This is a genomic window from Streptomyces sp. P5F9 (genome assembly GCF_057961495.1).
On the sequence record NZ_JBXVPZ010000014.1, the window covers coordinates 1 to 24,919 of the forward strand.

At 68.2% G+C, this 24,919-nt stretch carries 24 protein-coding genes and 2 pseudogenes; 8 read left to right on the forward strand and 18 right to left on the reverse strand.

The window, feature by feature from the left end; all coding sequences use genetic code 11:
• Positions 1–60: 60 nt before the first annotated feature.
• From AC31A1_RS04535 to AC31A1_RS04545, 3 genes are all read left to right on the forward strand, one after another.
• Positions 61–1,404 (forward strand): ABC transporter substrate-binding protein, encoded by a 1,344-nt coding sequence (locus tag AC31A1_RS04535; protein ID WP_489651951.1) that lies wholly within the window; start codon positions 61–63, stop codon positions 1,402–1,404.
• Between the two features lie 66 nt (positions 1,405–1,470).
• Positions 1,471–2,463 (forward strand): carbohydrate ABC transporter permease, encoded by a 993-nt coding sequence (locus AC31A1_RS04540; RefSeq protein WP_489651952.1) that lies wholly within the window; start codon positions 1,471–1,473, stop codon positions 2,461–2,463.
• Positions 2,464–2,468: 5 nt separating this feature from the next.
• Positions 2,469–3,311, forward strand: a complete 843-nt coding sequence (locus tag AC31A1_RS04545; RefSeq protein WP_489651953.1) for a carbohydrate ABC transporter permease — start codon at positions 2,469–2,471, stop codon at positions 3,309–3,311.
• On the opposite strand, the gene AC31A1_RS04550 is transcribed toward AC31A1_RS04545, so the two are convergent.
• The 4 genes and pseudogenes from AC31A1_RS04550 to AC31A1_RS04565 all read right to left on the reverse strand — a co-directional run bounded on the left by AC31A1_RS04550 (position 3,301) and on the right by AC31A1_RS04565 (position 6,109).
• Positions 3,301–3,531, reverse strand: coding sequence for a hypothetical protein (locus tag AC31A1_RS04550; RefSeq protein ID WP_489651954.1), 231 nt, complete (start codon positions 3,529–3,531; stop codon positions 3,301–3,303). The genes AC31A1_RS04545 and AC31A1_RS04550 overlap by 11 nt on opposite strands.
• 13 nt (positions 3,532–3,544) lie before the next feature.
• Positions 3,545–3,733: pseudogene (locus tag AC31A1_RS04555) on the reverse strand (ATP-binding protein); the annotation flags it as partial.
• Positions 3,734–4,872: 1,139 nt separating this feature from the next.
• Positions 4,873–5,835, reverse strand: coding sequence for a TAXI family TRAP transporter solute-binding subunit (locus AC31A1_RS04560; RefSeq protein WP_489651955.1), 963 nt, complete (start codon positions 5,833–5,835; stop codon positions 4,873–4,875).
• The gene (locus AC31A1_RS04565; RefSeq protein ID WP_405846600.1) at positions 5,828–6,109 is read right to left on the reverse strand and encodes a nickel-binding protein; all 282 of its coding nucleotides are present in this window, start codon (positions 6,107–6,109) and stop codon (positions 5,828–5,830) included. The genes AC31A1_RS04560 and AC31A1_RS04565 overlap by 8 nt, the downstream gene beginning before the upstream one ends.
• Positions 6,110–6,222: 113 nt before the next feature.
• Between AC31A1_RS04565 and AC31A1_RS04570 the strand changes: the two genes are divergently transcribed.
• The 3 genes from AC31A1_RS04570 (at position 6,223) to AC31A1_RS04580 (ending at position 8,982) form a co-directional block, all read left to right on the forward strand.
• A complete protein-coding gene (locus AC31A1_RS04570; protein ID WP_489651956.1) occupies positions 6,223–7,023 on the forward strand; it encodes an IclR family transcriptional regulator in 801 nt (266 codons plus the stop codon).
• A 673-nt stretch (positions 7,024–7,696) separates the two neighbouring features.
• A complete protein-coding gene (locus AC31A1_RS04575; protein WP_489651957.1) occupies positions 7,697–8,443 on the forward strand; it encodes a hypothetical protein in 747 nt (248 codons plus the stop codon).
• Positions 8,440–8,982, forward strand: a complete 543-nt coding sequence (locus AC31A1_RS04580; protein WP_405846594.1) for a cupin domain-containing protein — start codon at positions 8,440–8,442, stop codon at positions 8,980–8,982. Before AC31A1_RS04575 ends, AC31A1_RS04580 begins: the two co-directional genes overlap by 4 nt.
• A 36-nt stretch (positions 8,983–9,018) precedes the next feature.
• Here AC31A1_RS04580 and AC31A1_RS04585 read toward each other — a convergent pair.
• The 10 genes and pseudogenes from AC31A1_RS04585 to AC31A1_RS04630 form a co-directional block, all read right to left on the reverse strand.
• A pseudogene (locus AC31A1_RS04585) lies at positions 9,019–9,859 on the reverse strand (IS5 family transposase).
• Between the two features lie 686 nt (positions 9,860–10,545).
• The gene (locus AC31A1_RS04590) at positions 10,546–11,196 is read right to left on the reverse strand and encodes an MBL fold metallo-hydrolase (protein ID WP_405846580.1); all 651 of its coding nucleotides are present in this window, start codon (positions 11,194–11,196) and stop codon (positions 10,546–10,548) included.
• A gap of 34 nt (positions 11,197–11,230) precedes the next feature.
• On the reverse strand, positions 11,231–11,968 hold the full coding sequence (locus AC31A1_RS04595; RefSeq protein ID WP_489651958.1) for a maleylpyruvate isomerase family mycothiol-dependent enzyme: 738 nt from the start codon (positions 11,966–11,968) through the stop codon (positions 11,231–11,233).
• Complete coding sequence (locus AC31A1_RS04600; RefSeq protein WP_405846576.1) at positions 11,958–12,794, reverse strand: fumarylacetoacetate hydrolase family protein; 837 nt, start codon at positions 12,792–12,794, stop codon at positions 11,958–11,960. Before AC31A1_RS04600 ends, AC31A1_RS04595 begins: the two co-directional genes overlap by 11 nt.
• A complete protein-coding gene (locus AC31A1_RS04605; RefSeq protein ID WP_489651959.1) occupies positions 12,791–13,879 on the reverse strand; it encodes a cupin domain-containing protein in 1,089 nt (362 codons plus the stop codon). Before AC31A1_RS04605 ends, AC31A1_RS04600 begins: the two co-directional genes overlap by 4 nt.
• On the reverse strand, positions 13,876–14,571 hold the full coding sequence (locus AC31A1_RS04610; protein WP_489651960.1) for a class II aldolase/adducin family protein: 696 nt from the start codon (positions 14,569–14,571) through the stop codon (positions 13,876–13,878). The genes AC31A1_RS04605 and AC31A1_RS04610 overlap by 4 nt, the downstream gene beginning before the upstream one ends.
• Positions 14,572–14,591: 20 nt before the next feature.
• Entirely contained in the window at positions 14,592–15,776 is a 1,185-nt protein-coding gene (locus tag AC31A1_RS04615; RefSeq protein WP_489651961.1) for an FAD-dependent monooxygenase, read from the reverse strand.
• Positions 15,777–15,778: 2 nt separating this feature from the next.
• Entirely contained in the window at positions 15,779–16,108 is a 330-nt protein-coding gene (locus AC31A1_RS04620) for a ferredoxin family protein (RefSeq protein WP_405846569.1), read from the reverse strand.
• A gap of 13 nt (positions 16,109–16,121) precedes the next feature.
• Complete coding sequence (locus AC31A1_RS04625; protein ID WP_489651962.1) at positions 16,122–17,147, reverse strand: NAD(P)/FAD-dependent oxidoreductase; 1,026 nt, start codon at positions 17,145–17,147, stop codon at positions 16,122–16,124.
• The gene (locus AC31A1_RS04630) at positions 17,147–17,551 is read right to left on the reverse strand and encodes a hypothetical protein (protein WP_489651963.1); all 405 of its coding nucleotides are present in this window, start codon (positions 17,549–17,551) and stop codon (positions 17,147–17,149) included. The genes AC31A1_RS04625 and AC31A1_RS04630 overlap by 1 nt, the downstream gene beginning before the upstream one ends.
• A 199-nt stretch (positions 17,552–17,750) precedes the next feature.
• Between AC31A1_RS04630 and AC31A1_RS04635 the strand changes: the two genes are divergently transcribed.
• On the forward strand, positions 17,751–18,548 hold the full coding sequence (locus tag AC31A1_RS04635; protein ID WP_489651964.1) for an IclR family transcriptional regulator: 798 nt from the start codon (positions 17,751–17,753) through the stop codon (positions 18,546–18,548).
• A gap of 82 nt (positions 18,549–18,630) precedes the next feature.
• On the opposite strand, the gene AC31A1_RS04640 is transcribed toward AC31A1_RS04635, so the two are convergent.
• From AC31A1_RS04640 to AC31A1_RS04655, 4 genes are all read right to left on the reverse strand, one after another.
• The gene (locus AC31A1_RS04640; RefSeq protein ID WP_489651965.1) at positions 18,631–19,539 is read right to left on the reverse strand and encodes a fumarylacetoacetate hydrolase family protein; all 909 of its coding nucleotides are present in this window, start codon (positions 19,537–19,539) and stop codon (positions 18,631–18,633) included.
• A 15-nt stretch (positions 19,540–19,554) separates the two neighbouring features.
• Positions 19,555–20,661, reverse strand: a complete 1,107-nt coding sequence (locus AC31A1_RS04645; RefSeq protein ID WP_489651966.1) for a cupin domain-containing protein — start codon at positions 20,659–20,661, stop codon at positions 19,555–19,557.
• A gap of 57 nt (positions 20,662–20,718) precedes the next feature.
• Positions 20,719–21,363 (reverse strand): hypothetical protein, encoded by a 645-nt coding sequence (locus AC31A1_RS04650; RefSeq protein ID WP_489651967.1) that lies wholly within the window; start codon positions 21,361–21,363, stop codon positions 20,719–20,721.
• A 791-nt stretch (positions 21,364–22,154) separates the two neighbouring features.
• Complete coding sequence (locus AC31A1_RS04655) at positions 22,155–23,516, reverse strand: ROK family transcriptional regulator (protein WP_489651968.1); 1,362 nt, start codon at positions 23,514–23,516, stop codon at positions 22,155–22,157.
• Between the two features lie 208 nt (positions 23,517–23,724).
• Between AC31A1_RS04655 and AC31A1_RS04660 the strand changes: the two genes are divergently transcribed.
• Positions 23,725–24,918 (forward strand): Gfo/Idh/MocA family protein, encoded by a 1,194-nt coding sequence (locus AC31A1_RS04660; protein WP_489651969.1) that lies wholly within the window; start codon positions 23,725–23,727, stop codon positions 24,916–24,918.
• Position 24,919: the final 1 nt, after the last annotated feature.

The window sequence follows — 24,919 nt, forward strand, 5'->3', positions numbered from 1 at the left end:
CACCCGCACTCCCCGGAACGTCGAATATCCGAACCCTCATCCAGCTCGGAGGCACCGTCCATGAACGCCGCAAGCAGTAGGTTCCGCCGCACGGCCTGTTCCAGCCTGGCCCTCGCCCTGCCCCTGGTCGCGCTGGCCGCCTGCAGCTCGGGCGGTGGCAGCGACTCCTCCGCCGAGGAGGGCAGTGGCAGGGGCACTATCAGCGTCTGGGCCCACCAGGGCCAGGCCGCCGAGACCGCCGCACTGCAGAGCACGGTGAAGTCCTTCAACTCCTCGCAGAGCGACATCAAGGTCGAGCTGAAGCTGATCCCCGAGAACGACTACACCAAGACGATCACCGCCACGGGCGCCTCCGAGCTGCCGGACGTGATGGAGTTCGACGGCCCGACGATGGCGAACTTCGTCTACAACAAGAAGCTCGCGCCGATCGACTCGTATGTGTCCGCGAAGACGATGTCCAACGCCACCGACGCCATCAAGGCGCAGGGCGAGATCGACGGCAAGCACTACGGACTGGGCCAGTTCGACTCCGGCCTCGGCGTATGGGGCAACAAGAAACTGCTGGACGCGGCCGGCGTGAAGTATCCGACGAGCGTGGACGACGCCTGGACGGCCGCGGAGTTCGACGCGGCGCTGAAGGCGCTGAAGGCCAAGGACGCCGACGGCAAGGTCCTCGATCTCTCCGAGCAGTACGGTCTGGCCACCGAGTGGGGCACCTACGGCTACTCTCCGATCGTCTGGTCGGCCGGCGGTGGCCTGCTGAAGGACGGCAAGGCCGAGGGCGCCCTCGACAGCCCGGACGTGGTCGCGGCGATGAAGACATTCCAGTCCTGGAAGCCGTACGTCGACCCCAACACCGACGGGAACGCCTTCGCCCAGGGCAAGGTGGCGCTGAGCTGGGTCGGCAACTGGACGTACCCCGCCTACAGCAAGGCACTCGGCGAGGACCTGGTCGTCCTGCCGCTGCCTGACTTCGGCAACGGCCCCAAGACCGGCCAGGGATCGTGGGCCTGGGGCATCGGCGCGAACACCAAGAACGCCAAGGGCGCGGGCGCTTTCCTGGACTACCTCCTGAACGACACCAGCGTCGGCGCGATAACGAAGGCCAACGGCGCGGTCCCCGGCACCGAATCCGCGCTCGCCAAGAGCGAGCTGTACCAGCAGGGCGGTCCGCTCCAGCTCTTCGCCGACCAGCTCGCCAAGCCGTGCGGTGACAGCGACATCGACAAGTCCTGCGTCGCCGTCACCCGCCCGGTGACCGCCGGATACCCCACGGTCACCGCCAAGTTCTACCAGGCCCTGAACTCGATCTACGGGGGTGCGGACCCGAAGGAGGCACTGGAGAAGGCGGCCCGCGCCATCGACCAGGACTTCTCCGACAACGCCGGCTACGAGATCCCCTAGGACCCCCGACGGCGGGGCGGGCACGCCGTACGGCGTGCCCGCCCCGCCGGGAAAAGGACCACATCCGTGAAAACCGTGGAACCCGCGCACTCCGCGGCACCGGGACGCCGGAAGCAGGCCTCCTCCGCACCGTCCGTGAAACCCCCGCGAGCGGGGCGCAGGAACCAGGACCGGCTGCACGGACTGCTCATGGCCGCGCCGGCCGTCGGCGGGCTGATCGCCTTCGTCGGCATCCCCTTCGGCTACGCCGTCGTGCTCTCCTTCTACAACGTGCGGCTCGGCTCCCCGCTGGAGCCGTCGTTCTTCGGCCTGGAGCACTACCGGCGCCTGTTCACCGACCCCGACCAGTCCGGCCCGTTCCTGCGGGCGCTGCTGAACAACCTGACCTTCGCCGCGGTCGTCGTACCGCTGCAGACAGGTATCGCCCTCGGCCTGGCGATCCTCCTCAACCGCAAGCTCAAGGCCATCGGCCTGTTCCGGTCCCTGTTCTTCATGCCGGTGGTCTTCCCGATGGCCCTGGTCGCGGTGATATGGCGGCTGATCCTGGCCCGCAGCGAGCAGGGCATGCTCAACTCCCTGCTGAACGCGGTGAGTTTCGGCGACTGGGGCGCCTTCGACTGGCTCGGCGACGGGGCCACCGCGATGGCCTCGATCATCGTGCTGTCCGTCTGGCAGGGCGTCGGCTTCCAGATGGTCATCCTGCTGGCGGGCCTTCAGCAGATCCCCGGTGAGCTGTACGAGGCCTCCGAGTTGGACCGCGCGAGCCGCTGGCAGCAGTTTCGCCATGTCACCCTGCCCGGCATCCGCGGCACTCTCGTCTTCGTCGCGCTGCTGACCTCGGTGATGTCCTTCCGGATCTTCGACCAGGTGTACATCCTCATCCGCGGCGGCGGTCTGGACGAGGACGCCACCCGCACAGTGATGTACCAGGCCGTCACCACCGCCTTTGACCAGAACAACATCGGTCAGGCGTCCGCGATCACCGTCGTCTTCTTCCTGATCGTCCTCGTCCTGACGATCGTCCAGCGCCGCGTCGTCCGGCCCGAGAACGAGGACTGACATCCATGGCCATGACCCGCACCCCCGTCCGCCGCGTCCTCGACTACACCGTCCTGAGCGTCCTGGCGTTCGTCTTCGTCCTGCCCGTCCTCTATCTCTTCCTGGGCAGCCTCAAGCCGTCCGACGAGGTCCTGAACGGACTGTCCGGCTTCCTGCCCACCCATCTCACCTTCGACAACTACTCCGCCGTCCTCGACAGCCTCAGCTCCGACAGCACCGGCTATTTCTGGCAGTTCATGGGCGTGTCGGTACTGGTGGCCTTCGTGGTGGTGACGGGCGGGCTGTTCGTCAACTCGATGGCCGCGTACGGCCTGACCCGCCTGAAGTGGCGTGGCCGGGAAGCGATCTTCACCCTCGTCCTGCTGCTGATGCTCATTCCGTTCGAATCGGTGGCCGTCCCGCTCTTCTACATGTTCAACGGCCAGCGCAACACGCTCTACATCCAGGCTGTGCCCTTCATCGCCAACGCCTTCGCCATCTATCAGTTCCACACGTTCTTCCGGAAGATCCCGGCGAGCGTCGAGGAGGCCGCCCGGCTGGACGGCGCGGGCCCCTGGCGCACCTTCTTCGCGATTATCGTCCCGATGTCGAAGCCCGTCTTCGCCTCGGTCGCCATCCTCACCTTCCTCATCCAGTGGGGCTCCTTCCTGTGGCCGGTCCTGATGGTCTCCGACCCCTCGGTGCGCCCCCTCCCCCTGGAGATCAGCGTCTTCCAGGGCCAACAGCCCCCGGACTGGGGCCAGATCCTCGCCTTCGGTGTCCTCCTCGTCCTGCCCGTACTGGTGGTCTTCGCCTTCTTCCAGCGCTGGTTCGTCCAAGGCGTGGCCAGCTCCGCCGTCAAGGGCTGAGCGGAGCGGGCGTGCGCCGTTCCGCGGTCGGCTCCGTCAGGTCGACCGCCGGTCCGGCATCCGTGTGAGCCGCATCGGATTCTCCCGCGCCGTCCATGGTGTCCGGTGCGACGACATCCAACTCGAACCAGACCTCCTTGCCGCTGCCTTCCTTCGAGGAGGCGGCTGCCCCACCGGTGGGACAGGGCGTCGACCAGAAGCAGACCGCGCCCGCTCTCATCGTCGGCCTCAGCGTCGCAGGTCCCGTGGCTTTCGGCCTCCCGGTTCGTCCATCGAGGGAGTTCCCTCCTCTCGTCCTGCACCGCGCAGCGCAGAACGCCGACGTCCAGGGACAGGGTGAGCCGGTAGCGGGTGCGCGCGTGGACGACCGCGTTGGTGGCGAGTTCGCTGACCAGCAGTTCGACGGTGTCCGCCTGGTCCAGGAGACCCTACCCGGCCAGCCATTTCCGGACGATGCTCCGGGCCTTACGGACCGAGGACCTCCCCGGGCCCAGAATCGTGGTCCAGCCGGCCACGGACAGGCCGCGCGGACAGGCGTTCGGCATGGCTGTCGTTTCCCTCGGTCCTTCGGCTCGTCCGGTGCGAGGCCGGGCCTGCCATCGGCCCAGCCAGCCTCGTGTCAACCATGCGTCCGCCGCCCCATTCGGGTCTCGGGGGAACTACTCGAATCCGCGCGCCGGTTCGTCAACCGACCGATGCAAGGGCCGTTTCCATCCGGATGGTCCGCCCCTCCCCTCCATGGTCGCCGGACCTCATGTCCACGAACTCGCAGACCTGGCGGGTGTGCCAGAGGCCGTCCTCGGGGCACGCCTCGGGCCCCGGCGGCCTGAGGCCCAGGAGCGGGTCGGTGATGCGTCCGACCGGCGTGCGCAGCTCGCAGATGATCCGCTCCGCCGCAGGTACGCGGGGTCGCAGCCCTGAGCCGTCGCGTAGCCCGTCGCCCCGAAGGCCGCCTGGCCGAGGCGGGCGGCCTCGTCCGGGGCCATGCAGCAGGCCCGCGCCTGGTCCGCCGCGAACCGGTGGCCGGTGGCCAGATCCCCGGCGAGGCCCACCCCGACCGCGTCCTCCGGCGGCTCGGACAGCGGGCGAGGTCCCGCGTCACGTAGACGCCGGGCTCCGTGTAGAGCGGGCTGAGGCGGATACTGTGGCGGTCCAGTTCCGTCGGGTGGGTGTGCCGGGCCGCCTCGATGACGTCGGGGGGGCGCGGAGTGGGTGTCGTACAGGCACATCAGGTCGGGCGGTGCCCCGGTGAAGAGTTCGGTGGCCAGCGCCTCGAACCGCTTCCACTCGGCGGTCTGGCGCGGGGAGCGGCCGTCCCAGGCCGGCTCGCCCGCGCGATCTGCGCGGTCAGAGACGGGACTTGCTCACCGGAACGGGGACAGAGCGACAACGGACACATCGACAACTGCATCGGTCTTCGAAACAGCCCCGAGCATGCCCGCTGATCACGCTGCCCTACCGGGAAACTCCAAGATCCCCGACTGTGAAGCTCAGCTCAGGGATGTCGGGGCGTGACAGGTGGGACGCCGTTACGCACCATGCTTCCGACAGTGCTGCGGTCTCACTTCCAGAGCGGGGCACCGTCGGCCAGTTCGCTGTCCCCCAGCGCCTCGTACATACGCGCCGCAGCCGGGTGCAGCGGCAGCGGCGAGCGCGCCATGTCGGCGGGGACGAGCGGGTACGTCACCGGCGAATGATCGGCCGGCAGGTGTGTGTACTGCGCCTCCAGGGCCCGGCGCGTCATCACCAAGCACCAGGTGGCGAGGGCGGCGACATCGTCGTCCAGGTCCTGCCTGCACAGGATCGCGAAGTCCGAGAAGTCGAGCGTGCGCAGATCCTCGGTAAGACCGGGGAAGTAGCCCGCCTCCACCACGGCGTCCTGCCACCCCTCGGCTGCGAAGGCCCGCAGCACGTCCTCTCCCCAGGGCAGATACCTGACCGGCCGCACGCTGTCGAGCTGCTGCCATCGCGGGGTCATCACCGCTTCGTGGATGAGGACGTTCGCCTTGCCCTCGATGAAGCGGTCCAGCAGCGGGAACGGGCGCTCGTCGTAGAAGAACGTCAGCTTCTCGTGGTCGACGCCCGCGATACGGAGCGCCTTGTGTGCGGCGAGGCCGATGAGGTTGACCCCGTCGTCCGGCGAGGTCGCCACGGTCAGCTGGTCGGCGATGGAGGCGAAATCAGCCACGGTGGTGACGGGCAGGGACGCGTCGACCGCAACGACGAGCCGGTCGCGCTGGCCGATCACGCCCAATGAGGCCAGTCCCTCCGTCTTCCCCGCGCGGTCCAGCATCCGCACCGCGGCCGTCGGTGTGACCAGGGCGATGTCGACCTCGCCGGCGCGCAGCGCCTCGATCTGATCGATGCCTCCCCTGCCGTTCCAGATGGCGAAGCGGGAGCCCTCGGGGGCGCGGTCCCCCATTTCCTGGGCCAGCCAGCCGCAGATCCGGTGGAGGTTGGCCTGCCCCCAGTCACCGCGGAGGTGCAGGGTGATCGGGCGTCGAAGTGCGGGTGCCTCAGACATGGCCGCCCTGTCGCACCATCGCGGCCAGCTCCACGGCGTTCTGCGTGAAGTCGATCTCGTGGATGGCATCGAAGGGGAAGCCGATCCGCTCGAACTCCTCCTCCAGGGCCTTGGCACTGTCGGCCTCGTAGACCGAGACGATGAACCCGGAGCCGGTGTTCACGTACAGCTGCCGAAAGGTCGCGTGCACCTGCTGGGCGACCTCTGGCGCGTTCCCCGCGATCTCCTCGACCGACAAGCCCGGGGCCTGGTGAAGGCTCAAGTACAGAGGCATGGGCAAGACTCCTTCATCGCCATTATGTTTCACGATACAGAACACTGTCCCGTTCAAAGGAACGTAACCGCAAGAGCCTGAAGGCTGGAAATCCCTGCGCTAATGTGCTCAGCGTGGATCGAGAAACGGGGACCAACAACGATGAGCCCAGCTCCGCCCGCCGACCGTCGGGCCTGATCGGGGCCGTCGACAACGTGCTGCGCATGCTGCGCATGTTCCAGGACCACGAGATGATCCGGGTGAACCAGGTGGCCCGCGAAATGGGCTTGGCACGGTCGACGGTCCACCGCATGCTCACCACGCTCAGCCACCACGGCTTCGTGGTACAGGATGACTTCTCACGCGCATACAAGCCTGGTCCCGCGCTGGTCGACATCGGCCTGTCGGTCGTCGCGAACATGGACATCCGCTCGCTCGCGCACGCAGCCCTGGCGCACCTGCGCGACGAGACCAACGAAACCGTTCACCTGGCGACCCTTCGCGGAGCCGAGGTGCTGTACATCGACAGCGTCGAGAGCAATCAGGTCGTACGCACCGGCAGCCGGACCGGCTGGACGCTGCCCGCACACGCGACAGCCGCCGGCAAAGCACTGCTCGCCGAACTCGACGACGAAGCCCTCCTGGCCCGCTATCCCGAAGAAACCCTGCAGGCACCCACGTCCCGCGCTCCGCAGACGCGCGAGGAGCTCAAGAAGCAGCTCACGGACGTCCGACGCCTCGGTTACGCGGTCAACAACGCCGAGAGTGAAGCCGACGTCAGCGCGGTCGCGGCAGTCGTCCGCGACAAGCACGGACGCGCACGGGCCGCCATAGCCACCACGGCCCCCCAGTCCCGGGTCGACGACAGCTGGATCTCCAGGGCAGCGTCCGCCACGATCCGCGTCGCCCACGAACTGGGCGAGCGCATCAACTGACGCCGCCCACCGGACTCGTGTCCGCGATCCCAGATGCACAGGGTGACGAGGCTGCCGGGTGTGAGCGCGACGCCGCAGCCCCGTAGCCGCCGAGAGCGGAGCGGCCTGCCAAGCCGGCCCTCACACGCGAGGGCATCGTCGCCGACGCGGCCCGCCTCATGGAGCCTGAGGGCCCGCAGCGGATCACCACGCGCCGGCCGGCCCACGGGTTCGGCACGGGACCGGCTCGCTGTACATGTACGTGGCCACCACCGCCGAACTGCACGCCGCGATGTTCGAAGAACCGCTGGGCGAGGCCGATCAACCCGGCCACGGCCACCGGCGACCGACGACCGACGCGAGCGGACCGAGGCTGTCCTCACCTTGTACATCGACGTGTTCTCGGCTCACCCCAGCCCCTACAGCGGGCAGCGCGCGCCACCGCCGTTTCCGCTCGACCCAGCGAGGCGATCAGGACAGCCCCAGCCTCCACGACGGTCGCCCCGGAGTTTTCCGGGGCGACCGTCGGTGTCTCCACACCGCGCTTGAGCTGGACTTTCAACCCACTTCTGCACGCCACTCATCCGTACCTGCGAACGGATCGGCTACTACGCGACGCTTGCCATGCGCCAGATTTTGGTACCAAAATAGCGACCGTTGTTCCGCATGATGAAACACTTAGAGAGGGGCAGCCGTGAGTGAGCCCGCCGCAGGGGCGGTCCTGCTGGAAGAGACCCAGCAGATCTCGCCGCCCGATCCCGACCGCGCACCACTCAGGACCAACGTTTTCGAGCATATGGCCAGGTCCGCAGGACAGCTGATGCCGCTGTTCCCCTATGACCATGCCGGTGCGATCGTGCCCTGCGGCGCGGTTCTCACCGGCGGCCCGGACGCCGACTACGGCCACTTCTTCCACTGGAACACCGTCAACGAAGTCGTCGTCGTCTACGGAGCACACCGGTCGGTGATGGCCACCGGACAGATCATGGCGACGCAGAACCTGCACGGCGTCAACTCCTACCTCCGCGACGAGAAGGAGGAGGGCGCCTACGGCCTCATGGTCATCACCCAGCACCAGGCCGAGGAGGGAGAGCAGTCCGAGGCGATGATCGCCCGCTGCCAGGAGTGCAAGGCGGAGATCGTGCGGCACGAGTACAACGCCACTCCGGTCGGCCTGCCCGGATATGACGCCACCCTGCACGGCGGCGCCGAGGACGACCGGGTCTCCCAGTTCCCGACGACGGTCGGATCGGCCAGGTTCGCGGACATCCGCAACTCCGACGCCGGACGCACCTGCAAGGATTGTGGCCACGTCAACAGGCCGTTCGCCACGGCCCCTTGGGGATGGCACCGGACGGTTGCCCAGACCACCGCGGCCAATGCCGCGTACCGCGCGCTGCAGGAAGCCGGACAGCCGGCACTTCAGGAGGTCTCCCGATGACGAACCGCCGACGGATGCTCCACGCGCTCAAAGTCGCCCCCGAGCTGGGTAACTACGCCGACGCGGCCGTGCTTCCCGCGGACACCGACCCTCAGCTGTACCTGTCGTACAACGAGTTGCCGCAGCCGTTCCACCTGATCTGTGAGAAGGACACAGTTCTGAGCCAGTTGTCCGGCAGCAGCGACGTGCTCCTGCGCGAAAGTTCGGTGAACAGGTTCCGGATGGCAATCGGCGATCACGTCTACGTTCCCGCCGGCACCCCGCACCAGATCGTCCCCGTGGAGGCCGGTACCGCGATCCGCTTCATGGCGCTCAAGGCGGGGCGTCAGGGCGCGGTCTGGTACTGCCCGGAGTGCCGGACCGAGTTGCGCCGCTACGAGTGGGAGCACGAAAACGACGTGACGCCCTCCACCTTCTACGCGGCCGCCTGCGCCCGTTTCTCGGCCGATGAGGCCGCTCGTACCTGTGGCTCGTGCAAGACCGTGCACCCCGAGATCGATCTCGCCGCCTTCGGCTGGTCGAGTGCGGTGCCCGCCTGAGAGGGCATTTGATCTAGGCGAATTGCCCTTTACCTCCTAGTAGGTTCCTCGCCAGGTTGGTGTGGTCTCGTCCGTTATGCGTTTGGCGAGATTGTCGATCGATGCGACGTGGATCATGGCCTCGGAGCTGGCGGTGAGGGTCTCGTAGTCGCGGGCGAGGCGGCGGTGAAGCATGATCCAACCGATACTTCGCTCCACTACCCAGCGCCTTTTAACGACGTGAAAGCCGCGAACTCCGGGGTTTCTGTTGACGACTTCGACGTCGATTCCGAGGCCCGCGCCGTTCTCGACGACGGCGTTCTTGAAGCCGGTGTCGACCCAGCTTTTGGAGATGGTCGGGTACGTCTTCTTCGCCTGGTCGAGGAGGCGTATTCCCAGGGCGTTCTCGGAGAGGCTCGCGGCGGTGACGGTGACTGCGAGGATCAGTCCGATCGTGTCGGTGAGGATGCCGCGCTTCCGGCCTACGATCTTCTTGGCGGCGTCCGTTCCCTGACTGGTCAGGGGCACGTTGGTGGAGGTCTTCACGCTCTGGGTGTCGATGACGGAGCCTGTGGGTTCGGGCTTGCGCCCCTCCCTTCACGCGGGCCAGCCCGGTCAGGTCGTAATTGAGCTGGGCGAAGATTCCCTCATCACGCCAGGCGGCGTAGTAGAAGTAGACGGCGCCGTGGCTCGGGAAGTCGTGTGGGAGGTATTTCCAGGGGATTCCGGTGCGGTTCACGTAGAGAATCGCATTGAATGCGTCGCGGAGGTCGACCTTGGCCGGCTGGCCGGTGGGTCTGCGGTCGAGCCGGGCTTTCCTCCAGGCCGTCAACGTCGGCTCGATCAGGGCCCATCGGGCGTCGGACAGGTCGCTGGGGTACGGCTTCCGCTCGCTCACGGCACAGCGTGATCATGGGTCGCGCCGGAATGCGTCGCTGCGCCGCTTCTCAGGCGTTTCTGCGATCTTCCTAAGCCAGACGGACTTCGGGACGCAAGGTCGAATGAGACGGGCAGTCGGGTGCGCGACCCCTGAGGGGGCGATAGTCGCTAACGCGGCATCCCATACTGAAATAGGGCATGCATGAAAGCCGTGTACCCGACCAGATCTACGTAAACGCCCTCTGAGAGCCGTCGAAGTCGGTGCGAACCACCGCGTGTGGATCGCCTCCCCGAGAGGACCGGCGATCCACACGCACCGCACGGCGGCCCAGCCGTGTCCTCTCGGTCTCCAACGTCCCAGTCGTACAAGGGAGAGGGCACCCCACAGGGCGAGTTCGATCCTTTTCCGCACAACAAGGGATGGCGGGCCCAGGAGATCGATTCGAGGACCTGCCCGGTAGCCTTCTGGATGAGAGGTCAGTGGCGGATCCCGGTCGGTTCACGGATCCAGCCGTCCCTGTCGCGCGGTCCCGCTCACGCCTCCCCTCCTGCTGTGCGGCCGGCGGACCCCCGAACCGTCCGGCGAAGTCACCTGAGCCACCGGCTCGGTAGAGCATGAGGCGGCCTGAGCCGATCACAGCACGACGTGGTCCCGCCCGACTCCTGCGATGTCGGGCGGGACCGCGTCATTTATGAGCCCAGCGATCAGACGGCTGTCGCCGTGCCGTGGTCAAGGACCTGGACGCTGCACTCCTTTGGCCCCAGGTTCCTAAAGAGCTGCTGGTGCAGTTGCTGGTGGACGGTGGCGAGTCCCGCCTGGTGGATGGGGATCGCCGTGCGAGGAGCGACAGCGCGCAGGTAGTCGATCGCCTCGCTCGCCTTCATCCATGGACCGCCGGCCGGCAGGAGCAACACGTCCACCCGCTGAGGTGGGAGAGCGAAGGCGTCACCGGGGTGGAACAGCCGCTCGTCGACGAGATAGCCGTTGTTGTGGACGCAGGGCAGCTGGGGGTGGATGACCGCGTGGTCTCCGGCCACCACCTGGATCGGCACCTCGGCGAGGGTGACGGTATCGCCCTCGCCGACGATCTCGTGCGGCAGGTCGGCCGCCGCCAGACGGGCGCCGCTGCCCTCATCCACGATCAGCCGGGCACCGGAGTTCGCGGCGAGCAGCGGTGCGAGGCGCTCGATGTCGAGGTGGTCGGGGTGCTCATGGGTGATCAGCACGGCATCGAGATCGCGTACGTCCTCGAATCCGGTCGCGTACGTGCCCGGGTCGAAGAGCAGTCGGGCGGTACGGCCGTCCCGCTCGATCTCGGCCAGCACGCAGGCGTGTCCGAAATGGGTGATCTTCATGGTGTGCTCCGGTGGATGGGATGGATCGTCGGGACTACAGCCACGCGGGCAGCGCGGGCAGACCCGGCGTCGAGCAGGTGAGGCCGGCGCCGGAGGTGCGGCCGGTGAGCCAGCCCAGCAACTCGGCCGTCGGGCCTTCGACTTCGGCCGCGGCAGTCGCAGAGTCGGCCGGCCTGGTCGTCAACGGGAGCCCACCCGGCCGGGGGCGTAGGACCAGAGCCGGACAGGTGTCGTGCTTGGCCAGTGTGGTGACCACGTCGGGCAGCAGTGCCGCGGCCAGGTCGTCGGGCAGCGCGGCGAACGTGACTCCGGTACCCAGGTCGACCAGGTGGATCCACACCTCCCGGATGCGGAGCCAGGGAATGAGCGCGGCTGGTACGAGGCGCCCCTGGGCGGTGCGCACGGTGCGCCCCCAGGCGATGTCCGGCGTCTCGTCCAGAGACTGCTGGAGCCGGATCGCACTGTCGTGGACGTCCTTGACGATCACCTGCGGGTTTCGCTGAGCGCCTTCCTCGATGTCGTGCAAGCGCCCGGTGACACCGTGCGGGTACATCGGAGTCTCGACGCCGGTGGCGGCCCAGGTGACCAGATTGCCCAGGGCATCGGCGTTGCGGGCCAGGTGAGTGAGCAGGTGGGCCGTCGTCCATCCGGGCAGCGTGGAGGGGCCGGTCACCCACGACTCGTCAGCCTTGCCCAGCTCGCCGAGGAGGAGGTCGTTGCCCTGCGCCAGCCAGTCGAGCTGGAGCGGGACGGGTGCGGGCTCACGCGTCATGCGGCTTCTCCCGGACACAGTGGTTGCGGCACTCGCCGAGTCCCTCGATCCGGGTGGTGAGGACGCTGCCGTCGCCGAGGTACTCCCTGGGGGTCCGGGCATGACCGACGCCGCCGGGGGTACCGGTGGCGATGACGTCGCCGGGTTCCAGGGTGATGATCGTCGACAGGTACGACACCAGCGCCGCCGCATCGAAGACCAGGTCGCCGGTGTCCGCGTGCTGCTTGGTCACGCCGTCGACCTCGGTGGTGAGCTGACGCGGGCCGACGCCCGCCTCGTCCGAGGTCACCAGGACCGGTCCGAACGGGGTCGTGGCCTCGAAGTTCTTGCCCTGCAGCCATTCCTTGGTGCGGTACTGCCAGTCGCGGGCCGTGACGTCGTTGAGCACGGCGTATCCGGCGATGCGGTCGGTGGCCTCCTCCGCGGTGACGTTGCGGGCCCGGGCTCCGATGACGACGGCCATCTCGCCTTCCCAGTCGATGGCCTGTGAGGCCGCGGGCAGCACGATGTCGTCGTACGCGCCAATCAGAACGGCGGGGAACTTCGCGAAGAGCGTGGGGTATTGCGGCAGGTCGCGGCCCATCTCCACAATGTGCGAGCGGTAGTTGAGGCCCACGCAGAAGATCTTCTGCGGGCGTGGGACGACCGGCGCGTAGTCGAGTCCGTCCACCGCGTGCCGTGCGCCGTCGGCCCCGGCGGCGAGCTCCCGCCAGCCGTCCTCGGCCAGCAGGGCACCGACATCGAGGTGACCGGTCTCCACCGCCTCCGTCTCGTCGACACGGACGGCAGCCGTGCCCGTGGCGGTGCGGATGGTGGCGAGCTTCATGAGTACTCCCTGCGGGCGAGGTTGAGGCGTTCGAAGATGGGGGCGTCGCTGAATCGGAAAAGGTCGAGGTCGGTACGGGCCTCGATGGCGACCTCGCACCAGGACGGCACCGCGATGACGTCGCCGCGTACCAGGTCGGTGCGCTTGCCGTCGAGGGTGATGGCGCCGGCGCCGTCGAAGACCTGCCACACGCTGGAACCGGTTTCGCGCACCGCGGCGGTGCGTTCGCCAGCGGCAACACGATGCATTTCCGTACGTATGGTCGTGAGCGCGTCGCCTCCCGTGGTGGGGTTGCTGAAGCGCACGGCGGCGTGGCCGGGCTCCGTCACGACCCCTGTGTGTCCGTCGGCGGCTACTTCGAGCTGAGCGGTCAGGGCGGCGTCGGTGTGTTCCCATCGGTATGCGGCCAGCGGCGAGTTGGGGGTGTCCTCTGCCGTCGCCGCGACGGGGCGCAGGCCCGGGTGGCCCCAGACTCGCTCGGAGCGGGAGCGGTGCGGGGTGGACCGGTCCGTCACCCCGTCCTCGCCGAATTCGAAGAAGCCGGTGTCGGTGGCGGAGACGAACGGGATGTCGAGGCCGTCCAGCCAGGCCATCGGCTTCGGATGCGGGTTGTGGTGGCCGTGGAACTGCCACCCAGGGGTCAGCAGGAGGTCTCCTCGCCGCATGGCCACGGGGTCGCCGTCGACGACCGTCCACACGCCTTCGCCTTCGAGGACGAACCGGAAGGCGTTCTGGCTGTGCCGGTGGGCCGGTGCGACCTCGTTCGGGCCGAGGTACTGGATGGCCGCCCACAGGGTGGGGGTCGCGTACGGCAGGCCGGGCAGCCCCGGGTTGGACACGGAGATGGCGCGTCGCTCACCGCCGCGGCCGACGGGGATCAGGTCCCCGGCGCGGGCGGCCAGCGGGTACAGATCGTCCCAGTGCCACACGTACGGAACGGCCTGGGGTGCGGGCGCCGTCGGCATGAGGTCTTCGCGCTCGGTCCACAGCGGGATGAGCCCGAACCGGTTGAAGTCCTCGTACAACTGCTTTTCTGCGGTGGAGAGTTCAGCGTCGCTGTCCGCGCTCGCGGGTGTCTGCGTCATTGGAAGGTCCTCTGTGCGACTCGGGTCAGGTAGTTCCAGCCGGCGTCGCGTTGGGCGGAATTCCAGATCTGTTCGCGCTTGACGGCCGCTTCCTCGGCGTCGGACCAGACCTTGACTTCGCCTGCGGCCATGGCCATGAGCTGCGTACGGCACGCACGCTCCAGCAGGACGGCGTACATCACGGCGGTCGCGGCGTCCGACCCGGCGGTCACGGCCCCGTGCTTGGGCAGGAGGCACGCGGACGCGTCGCCGAGGGTCTCGGCGAGGGCGCCGCCGAGCTCGGCGGTCGCGATGAGCGCGCCGGTGCCGGTGAAGCGGGGCACCTGGGGGTCGCTGAACACGACGCCGTCGTGGGAGAGCGGCAGCAGCGGCACGTCCAGGGAGGCGAACGCGCTCAGGGCGGGCGCGTGCGTGTGCACGACGCAGCGGACGTCGGTGCGCCGCGCCATGATCTCGGTGTGGATCGGGTACTCGATGTGCCGCTTGCCCTCGCCGTGCAGGACATCTCCGTCGCGGCTGACGAGCAGGACGCGCTCGGGGCTGATCTCTTCGAAGCCCCAGCCGGATGCCTTCATCCATACGCCGTCGGTCTCGGGGTCGCGGAGCGCCGCGTGCCCCCACACCATGTCGGTCAGGCCGGCCGCGGCCAGGGCACGGCTGGCTCGGACGGTCTCGTCGATCTCTTCTTTCATCACGGTCCTCAGAGCTCGGGTCACAGGGCGATCGGCTGGTACAGCCAGTCCAGGTCGGTGTAGTCGTCGGCGCTGCGGCGGGTGAAGAGGCGGTCACGCAGGGCGGAGATGGTGGTGTCGTTCCCGGTGTGCCAGACCTGGCCCCAGCCGCGGGCAACGCGCTGCACCAGCGCGGTCCGGGGGATCCGTTCCGCCTGGTAGGCGGCGAAGGCCTCGTCGATGTCGCCGTTGTGCTTGGTGAGTTGGCGGGCCAGGCAGTCGGCGTCCTCGATGGCCTGGCAGGCGCCCTGGGCCAGGTACTGGAACATGGGGTGCGCGGCGTCGCCGAGCAGGGTGATGCGCCCACGGGTCCAGTTGTCCAGGGGCTCCCGGTCGTACATCGGCCAGCGCCTGGACCGGTTGAACATCGTCACGCAGGCGCGGACCTGCTCGCACGCTCCGGCGAAGGCCTGGTCGAGTTCGTCGGGTCCGCCCCACTGGTCGGTGTGTTCGATCTCCGGCGTGTAGCTGGGGCTGCGGAAGACGGCGACCTGGTTGTAGAGCTCTCCGCGCCGGATCGGGTACTGCACCAGGTGCTTGTCCGGGCCGATCCAGATGATCTCGTCGTCCGGTTCGACCGGCAGGCTGACCTCGGCCATGGGGAGCGCGCCACGGTAGGCGACGTACGCGTCCGTGATGGGACGGTCGTCGGAAAGGAGCGGCCGGGTACGGGACTTCAGGCCGTCGGCGCCGATCAGGGCGTCGGTGCGGTAGCTCTCGCCGTTGGCGAAGTGGACGACGGCGCTCGTGGTGTGGTCCTCGATGTCGATGACCTGGCGGTCGCTCTCCAAGGTGACCTTGGGGTGTTCACGGCAGGCGGCGAGCAGGACGTCGAGGAGGTCGCCGCGGTGCAGCACGCTGTACGGCTGCCGGTAGCGCTTGAGGAAGGCGGCGCCGAAGTCGATCGTCGTCAGGTGCTTGCCGGTGTCGGCGTGCAGGAACACCAGGTTGCGCGGGCGTACCGCCACGTCGCTGACAGCGTCTAGGACACCGAGGGAATCAAGGACCCGCAGGGCGTTCGGAGCGAGCTGGATACCGGCGCCGATCTCGGCGAACTCCGGTGCCTGCTCGACGATATGGGCCTCGAAGCCGGCCTGCGCGAGGGCCAGGCCGGCGGCCATGCCCCCTATGCCGCCGCCGATGATGAGCAGTGGGACGTGTCGCACGGTCACTCCTTGGTCCAGTTGGCGACGCGCGGGGTGTCCACCCCGATGGGGCCGGTTCCAAAGGCCCCGCCGGGGCTGTCCAGCGGGGCGTCCTTGCCGGGCAGCACCGCAGAGAAGAACTCGGCGTTGTCCTGCGCCCAGGTGGGGTCGGCCTTCTTGGGGGTGGCTATGGCGTCGACCGGGCATTCGGGCAGACAGGCTCCGCAGTCGATGCACTCGGCGGGGTTGATATAGCGCTTGGTGAGTCCTTCGTAGATGCAGTCCACGGGACACACGTCGACACAGGAGCCGTCGAGTTCGTTGATGCACTTGTCGCTGATCACGTAACCCATGAAGCGTCCTCCTTCAGGGGGTCGGGGTCGGTGGGCGTTCGCTCGAGTGGCCGGGGAAGAGGTCCTCGTCGGGCCGCAGGCGTACGGCGATGTTGTTGACCGCGGCGGCCGCCTCGCCGAAGCCGACAGCCATCAGCCGGACCTTGCCGGGGTAGGTGGTGATGTCACCGGCGGCGTAGACGCGGTCCATGCCGGTGCACATCGTGGTGTCCACCTGGATCTGCTGTTTGTCGAGCGTGAGCCCCCACGTGGTGAGCGGGCCGAGCGAGGCGATGTGCCCCAGGGCTGGGATCAGGACGTCGGCGTCGAGCGTCTCCAGCGTCTGGGTGCCGCAGTCGCGCACGGTCACCGCTTTGAGCGACGCACCGCCGTGTACGTCGGTGATCTCGCTGTTGGTGAGTACCCGTACCGGGGAGTCCATCAGCCGGCTCACCGAGTGCTCGTGAGCTCGGAACCTGTTGCGGCGGTGTACGAGCGTCACCTGACGTGCATGCGGGGCAAGAGTGTTGGCCCAGTCGACGGCGCTGTCACCGCCTCCGACGATCACTACCTCGCGCTCGGCGTATTCATGGGGAGGTGCGACGAGGTGGTGGACCCCGTCCCCTGTGAATCCGTCCAGGGCGGGCAGTGGTCTCGGGGTGAAGCGGCCGATGCCGGCGGTGATCAGCACGGCGCCCGCACGGATGACGCGTCCGGCGTCGGTGATGACGGTGACAGCGTCCGCGCCGTCTTGGCACAGATCTACGGCGCCTTCCCCGAGCACGATGGACGGGGAGGCGCTTTCGGCCTGCCGAGTGAGCCGCTCGACCAGCTCTCGTCCGGTGACGGCCGGGAACCCGGCGACGTCGAAGATCTCCTTGTCCGGGTAGAGCGCGGCCACCTGGCCGCCGAGGTGGGGCAGGCTGTCCAAGAGGGTCACCTCAAGCTCTCGCATCCCCGCGTAGTAGCAGCCGAAGAGCCCGGCGGGACCGGCGCCGACCACGAGGAGTTCGGTCTCGTGGACAGCGGGCGGCCCAGGTGTCGGGACGGATTCGGACATCAGCGGCTCCCAAGAAGTGCGTCGGTGACGACGTCGGCGTGAACGCGGGCGGCTCCGGGATGCAGCGGCAGCGGCGTCTGCACCGCTGCCTCGACTTCCGCGGAGCTGCACCCCCGGGTCAGCATTCGGGCGATCACGCAGGCGCGTTCGTCGCCCAGGTCCGCACGACGCAGCCCCTGGAGGTCGCCGAACCGGCGCAGAAGGCACAGCGCCACGGTCGGCGCGACAACATCGACGTCGGTCCCGCCGGTGAACAGCGCAGCGGTCCCGTCCAGACCGTCTCGTCCCACACGGATCTGGAACTGCACGTCGTCTGAGGCGACTTGACGCACACCCTGCCCGATGAAATCGCAGATACCGCGTGGATCGACTCGCACACGCACCCAATCGGCTTCGACGCTCATGCCGAACCTCCACCAGCAGGCATCGTCGCCACGTGACGCCGGAACTGCGGCGACGACGCGGTGGGCGACTCCAGGCGCTGGAGCATTGGCGACCCTCCAGAACATCAAGAATGACGCACGCTACGGAACATTGTTCCGCAGTGTGGCCCTAATTGGGAGACGAAGCAAGGCTGGAAAACGGTGGGATAACGTGCTCCACGTGGCTGGAGAAGACGACACACCCGACAGGTCAGGCCAGGCGAAGAGCCCCTCGGGGCTCATCGGCGCGGTCGACAACGTGCTGCATCTGCTGCGTATGTTCGAAGATCACGAAACGATTCGCGTCAACCAGGTGGCACAGCGGATGGGGCTGTCACGCTCGACGGTGCATCGCCTATTGGCAACCCTCAGCCACCACCAGTTCGTGCAGCAGGACGAGGGGTCACGGGGCTACCGGCCGGGCCCCGCACTGGTCGATATCGGCTTGTCCGTCGTCGTCAACATCGACATCCAGGCGGTCTCCCGCGATGCCCTGACCCGGCTGCGGGACGAGACAGGTGAGACCGCTCACCTCGCTTGCCTGCGCGGCACCGACGTGGTGTACCTGGACGCCGTCGAGAGCACCCAGGCCGTCCGCGCCAGCAGCCGCGTCGGCTGGTCCGTCCCGGCCCACGCGACCGCAATCGGCAAGGTGATGCTCGCCGAACTGCCGGATACGGAACTCGCCGCTCTCCACCCGAGGGGCGAGCTCGCGAAGCTCACCGAGCACACGATCGGCACACTCGACGACCTGTTGCCCGCACTGGCGGCGGTCCGAGAGCGCGGTTACGCGACGAACGACGGCGAGAGCCAGCTCGAAGTCCGCTCGGTGGCCGCGGCCGTACGGGACGAGCACGGCCACACCCGCGTCGCCATCGCGGTGACGGCGCCCAGTTCCCGTGCCGGCACGGGATGGACCGAGAGCGTCGCACCGACGGTGACACGCATCGCGAAGGAACTGAGCGAGCGCATCGGCTGACATCCCGCGCCTCGCCGAGCCGACCGCGACCGATACGGACAGACAGGCAAGCTGAGCGGCCGAGCCGCGTCAGTCGTGCAGGTCAGTGTCGCCCGACGGGAGCAGGCGGGGGCACCGGGCCCTGCCCCGCGCCCCCGGTCGGGCACGGTACCGCCCCCTCGCCGGTGACCCCGACAGTCAGTCTGCCGACGCGGTCCACGATCAGTTCCACCGTGTCGCCATCCTGAATCGGAGCGACGCCGGCGGGCGTGCCGGTGGTGACGACGTCGCCGGGTTCCAGCACAGTGACCGTAGAGACGTAGGCGAGGAATCGAGCCGCCGACCAGATGAGATCCCGGGTGTTGGCCTTCTGCCGCAGCACACCGTTGACCGTGAGCTCCAGGCCGACTTCGTCGGGCGAGCCGAGTTCGTTCGGGGTGACGATCCAGGGGCCCATCGGCGTAAAGGTGTCGAAGGACTTTCGAGTGGAGCGGTCCTCGCCACCGCGCATGGTGATGTCCATCAGCGCGGTGTAGCCGAAGACATGGTCGAGGGCCTGCTCCGGGGTGACGTGGCTGGCGCGACGACCGACGATCAGTGCGAACTCGGCTTCGTGGTCGAAGCGTCGATCGGAGTACGGGAGGCGGACGGTTCCACCAGAGGCGAGCAGCGAGGACGGGGACTTGAGGAAGAAGCCGAGTGCACTGATGTGGAAAGCCTCGCTCATCTCGGCTTGATGGTCCCGGTAGTTCACCGGTGCGGCCACGATCTTCGAGGGATCAGGCATCGGCGTGCACAGCCGTACGTCGTCCACGGACAGTCCTGCCGTAGGCATGTCTTCATCGATCCGTTTTTCGAGTACGGGTCGGACGGCGGCGAAGTCTGCGACGAGACGACGGGCGAGGCTGCTCGGCCCGGGCGGGAGAAGGGCGGTGAGCTGGGCGGTGACGTCCAGGACACGACCGTCCCGTACGAGACCGATGCGGTCGTCGTCGAAGCGGGCGATGCGCATGAAGGTGCTCCAGGGTCAGTATCCGCGGGTGGGGGCGGGCTCGGATGTGACGCGGTCGGAAACCGCCTCCTCCCGGTACAGGGCCAGCGCCTCCAGCACGGGGGCGTCGCTGACCGTGAACAGATCAACAGACTCTTCGGCGATGACGGCCACCGAGGTCCAGGACGGGACAGCAACCAGGTCGCCGGGGGCGACGTCGTACCGGACCCCGTTCAGGAGGACGGCCCCCGAGCCGCGGAAGACGGCGGCGAGCGATGATCCTGTGCGCCGCATGGCGGGAGCCGTGTGGCCGGGCAGGTAGCGGTGCATCTGGCAACGCATGGTGGGCATCACGTCGCGGCCATTCGTCGGATCCGCGAAACGGAGGCACGCGTGTCCGGTGCGCGCGGCGTTGCCTTGGGCGTCGGCGAGCTGCAAGTCCAGGGCCCGATCGGTGGCGTTCCAGGGATAGCGCAGCAGTGGGGAGTGGGCGACCGGCGCCGGCGCTCCGTCGCTGGGCAGGAGGCCCGGACCACCACCGTAGCGACGTTCGGAAAGGGATCGGGTACGGACTTCTGTGGCCGCTGCGGACTCGTGGCCCGGCTCGAAGAACACGGACTCCAGCGCCTCCACCAGCGGCAGGTCCAACGCATCGAACCAGGTCATCGGCGTACTGCCGGGGTTGTGGTGCTCGTGCCAGGTCCAGCTGGGGGTGAGGATGAGATCCCCTGCCTCCATGCTCAGGGGATCCCCGTTCACCAGGGTCCAAACGCCCGCCCCGTCCAGGACGAAGCGCAGGGCGGCGGGAGTATGGCGATGGGCTGGCGCGGTTTCCCCGGGTCCGAGGTATTGGACCGCACCCCACAGCGTGGCGGTCGCGTACGGGGAACCGTTGAGCCCGGGGTTGCTCAACGAGAGCACGCGTCGGTCGCCACCCCGGCCCACCGGGACCAGGTCACCTGCCCTCTGGCCCAGTTCACGCAGTTCCTTGCCGCTCCAGCGATACGGAACCGCCTTGGTCCTCGGCGTCGGAGTGAGCAATCCGCTCAGCTCCCACAGTGGCTGAAGGTCCTTCGTCGCAAGGTCCCGGTACAGCCCTGCCAGATCCGCATCACCAGGACTGTCGAAGCGTCGAGTCGCCATGTCAGTTCCTCACCGCGCCCACGACGTACAGGAGTTGGTGACAGCGCGACGGCGCCTTCATGACCTGGGGCCATGGTCGGACCCTGCGGGGGCGGCTTCTCGCAGCGCGCGGTGAGCCCTGGTCACGGCTTCGGTCTGGGCCACCGTCCGCGCCCACCCCCAGATCTCCTCCGGAAACGGCTCATTGACGTGTCCGCAGGACTGACAGGTGCGTCCCTGCTCGGAGTTGCGTCGGTCGACGAACTCGATGGAGCCGAGCGTGGTGGCGAACTGGCGGACGGGAGCGTCGGCTTCACCGTGGCGGGCCGCGTCGTATCCGGGGAGCGGGAACGGCGTGGCGTCGTACTCGTGGCGGACCAGCTCTGCCTTGCACTGTGCGCAGCGCGCTATCAGCGCCTCCGTCTGGTCGCCCTCCTCCGACTGGTGCTGGGTGATGACCATGACGGCGAAGGCTTCGGGGTTCTCCTCGTCCCGGAGGAAGGAGTTCACGCCGTGCAGATGCTGGGTCACCATGATCTGACCGGTGGCGAGCATGGCCTCGTTGGAGCCGTACGTGATGGCCACCTCGTTCACCGCGTTCCAGTGAAAGAAGTGCCCGTACGTATTTTCGGCGCCGCCGATCAGCACGGCCCCGCAGGGAACGATCGAGCCGGCGTGGTCGTAGGGGAACAGCGGCGTCAGCTGCGAAGCGGCCTTGGCCATGCATGCGAAGACATTGGCCTTGAGTGGTTCCCGCGCCGGGTCCGGCGGCGGAATGTGTCGCGTCTCGTGGAGACCGTCCGGCACAACGGTGCGCTCGGCCACAGCGTCCCTCCTGAATGCGAGTGTCGCGCTATACGGAACAGTGCCCGTTATTGTGGAACTTAAGGGGAGGGATGGCAAGCGTGCCGGGGTATGCACATGCGTCGACCTCCCTGCGCTCCCCAGGTCCCCGGTCCGCCCCCTCCGTGGACCGCTGCCGATCCGTCACGGCATGCGATCACGCTGCGGGCACGAAAGACGCCGCATGCGATCGATCAGGGGGTTTGGTTCCCGGCAGCCAGGCAGCGTCGAGCTCCGGTGCGCTCCCGAACGCAGGGCCGCGACCCTGCGGGGGCAGGATGACGGTTACGGTAGACGCAGGGTGGGTGCGCACCCAATCAGAGATGACGCGCAGCTCTGCCGGGAGGGTGGTCGGGTCGCGCCGGATCCCGGTGAGCCGGTGATGTGTGGACTGCAGTTGGTCGATGTCGCCGGCCACTTGCACCCGTGAGCCGGCCAGGACGATGACGTAGTCGCAGGCCCGTTCCGCGTCGGAGACCAGGTGAAATCGGAGACCAGGTGAAAGGAGAGCACGACGCTCATCTGCTGATCGACGACATCCTGCACTGCTCACACTGGCGACGACTGCTCCAGCACCAAGCCCGCATCAGCCACTGCAAACGACGCGGACCCAGCCCCTGACAACTGCCCAGCAACCAGAACAGGCACCGTTGCGGTACGAAGACACCGTGTCAGCGCTGACGCTGCATCAGGTCGGCGATGCCGTCGGGGGACAGCACCTGCTCCACTCCCAGCACGGCCCCTCCGACCCGGCCCGCTTGCTCGCCGAGGCGGCTCGTCTCAAGCCGGAGGTTCCTCGTGGCCAGTGGCAGCGCCCGATGGTAGACGACGCCCCGCACCCTTGCTACCAGTTCGTCGCCCACGCTCGCCAGGGTTCCGCCGAGGACGACCCGGGCGGGATTGCACACGTGCACCAGCAGGGCGACGACCTCTCCTATGTGCTCTGCCGCGTCGCGGACGATTCTCAGGGCTGCCGGATCACCGTGCCGGATCAGGCGGGCCAGCTCCTGCTCTCCTGTCAGAGCGTCTTCCGCGGACTCGGTCAGGGAGCCCGGCCGTGCCGCCCGTTCTCGCTCCAGCCGGCCGATCATCGCCGCCGCGGACGCCACCGCTTCGACACAGCCCGTATTGCCGCAACGGCACACCACGTCGTCGGCGCCCCGCACCGGCAGGTGCCCGATATCGCCGGCGGCTCCGTCCGCACCACGGTGCAGCTCTCCCTCGGCGGAGACGAGCCCCCCTCCGATTCCCGTGGACACCGTGACGAACAGCAGAGGCAATTGGTCCCCCGGTAGGGTGCGGGCCTCTCCCAGAGCCATCAGGTTCGCATCGTTGTCGACCAGGACCGGGCAGCCGAACCGCTCAGAGAGGACCTGGCCGACCGGGTAACCGTCCCAACCGGGCATGATCGGCGGACGGACCGGTATGCCGGCGGCGTGGTCCACCGGGCCCGGAAGACCGATGGTGACGGCGCAGAGGTCACCGGATTCACCGTCCGGAACACCACTTCTGTCCCCCGTGGCCAGGATTCCGCCGACTGAAGCGTGCAGCTCCTTCAGCGCGGCCTCCAGTTGTTTCAGCACCACCTCCGGGCCCTGCGCCAGGTCGACCGGGATGTCGAGCGAGGCGAGCCTGTTCTGCGCCAGATCCGTGATCGCCAGCCGGGCCTCCAGCGCGCCCACGTCGGCGACACCCACCAGCCCGGCGCGCGGATTGACGGACAGTCGCTGCGGCGGCCTGCCGCGTCCGGGCCGGCCCATGACCCCGTCCTCGATGATCACCCCAGCCTCGATCAGCGCCTCCAGATGACGAGTGACGGTGGAGCGGGCGAGGCCGGCCTGCTCCACCAGTTCACCGCGGTGCACGGCGGCGCCGGAGGCGATCAGCCGGGCGAGGGTGGAGTAGAGCAGTCCCCCGCCGTCCCGGAACCGCAGCACCGGAACGGACAGACGCGGATGGATGATGCCCCCCGACTGTTGCCGGACGGAGGCTGCGGAAGAGGGGTCGATGTCGGCGCCAGGCAGAGCACTCATGGCCGCACAGCCTAACCCAATCCCCCTCTAATTATGAGTCTCAAGACGCAAAAACAAATGCTTGTGCTGGCTTAAAGCTGTCGCTTAACGTCCGATGCGGGAGCGGTTAACAACCCGGTCACATGAATGACTGTGCTGCCGTTTCAACCGTTCCTCGCAGTCCACCGTGGCGTCAGCCCCCGTACACGTCATAAGAAGGGCAACCTCCATGCCCCTGCTCCCGCGCCCCGCACCCGCGCCGGACCTCCCCGCACGCAGCTCATCTCCGATCCGTGCCGCAGTCATAGGCGCCGGAATGATCGCCGATGTGCACCGCCGCTCCATCCGCACCGTCGGCGGCCAAGTGGCCGGCGTACTGGCCTCGTCCGCACGACGGTCCGCCGAAGTGGGTTCGGCCTGGTCAGCACGGGGAGAACAGGTCCGCGGCTACCAGGACGCGGATCAGCTGCTGTCCGACCCGGACATCGACGTCGTTCACATCTGCACCCCCAATCACACCCACGCCGACTACGCCGAGCGGGCCCTGGATGCGGGCAAGCACGTGGTGTGTGAGAAGCCACTGGCCGTCTCCGTGGATGAAGCGGAGCGGCTCAGCGCCACCGCGGACCGGGCCCGTACCATCGCCGCCGTGCCGTTCGTATACCGGTATCACCCCTTGATCCGAGAGCTGCGCGCCCGTCGTATCTCCGGGGAGTTCGGTGCATGGCATCTCCTGCACGGCAGCTACCTGCAGGACTGGATGCTGGATCCGGATGCCTCCGGCTGGCGCGTCGATCCAAGGGAGGGCGGCGCCTCGCGGGCCTTCGCGGACATCGGGTCGCACTGGTGCGATCTCGTCGAGTTCGTGTCCGGCGAGCGGTTCACCGAACTGACCGCGTGCGGCAGCGTTGTGGTGCCCGACAGGCCCGTCGCGGGAGCGAAGTCCTTCACCGCGCCGGACACCGGGTCAGCCGTCGGGCGCGCATCCGTTGTCACCGAGGACGCCGCCGCGGTGCTGTTCCGCTCGGAGAACGGGGTGCTCGCCGCCACCGTGATCTCGCAGGTCTCCGCAGGTCGCAAGAACCGGCTCTGGTTCGAGCTCGACGGCTCGGCCGGCAGCGCGGTGTTCGACCAGGAGAACCCCGAGGTGGCCTGGCTCGGCGGCCGGTCCGAATCGCGTCTGCTGCATCGCGGAGCCGGCGACACCTCCCCCGACCAGCAGCGACTCACCGTCGTGCCGCCGGGCCACCCTCAGGGGTACGTGGACTGCTTCGCGGCCTTCACCGCTGATGTGTACGCCGCCATCAACACCGGCGTCACCCCGGAGGGGTTGCCGCTCTTCACCGACGGGCTGCGTTCGACGCGCCTGGTCGACGCGTTCCTGACCGCTTCCGCCACCGGAAACTGGACGAAGGTGAACTGAC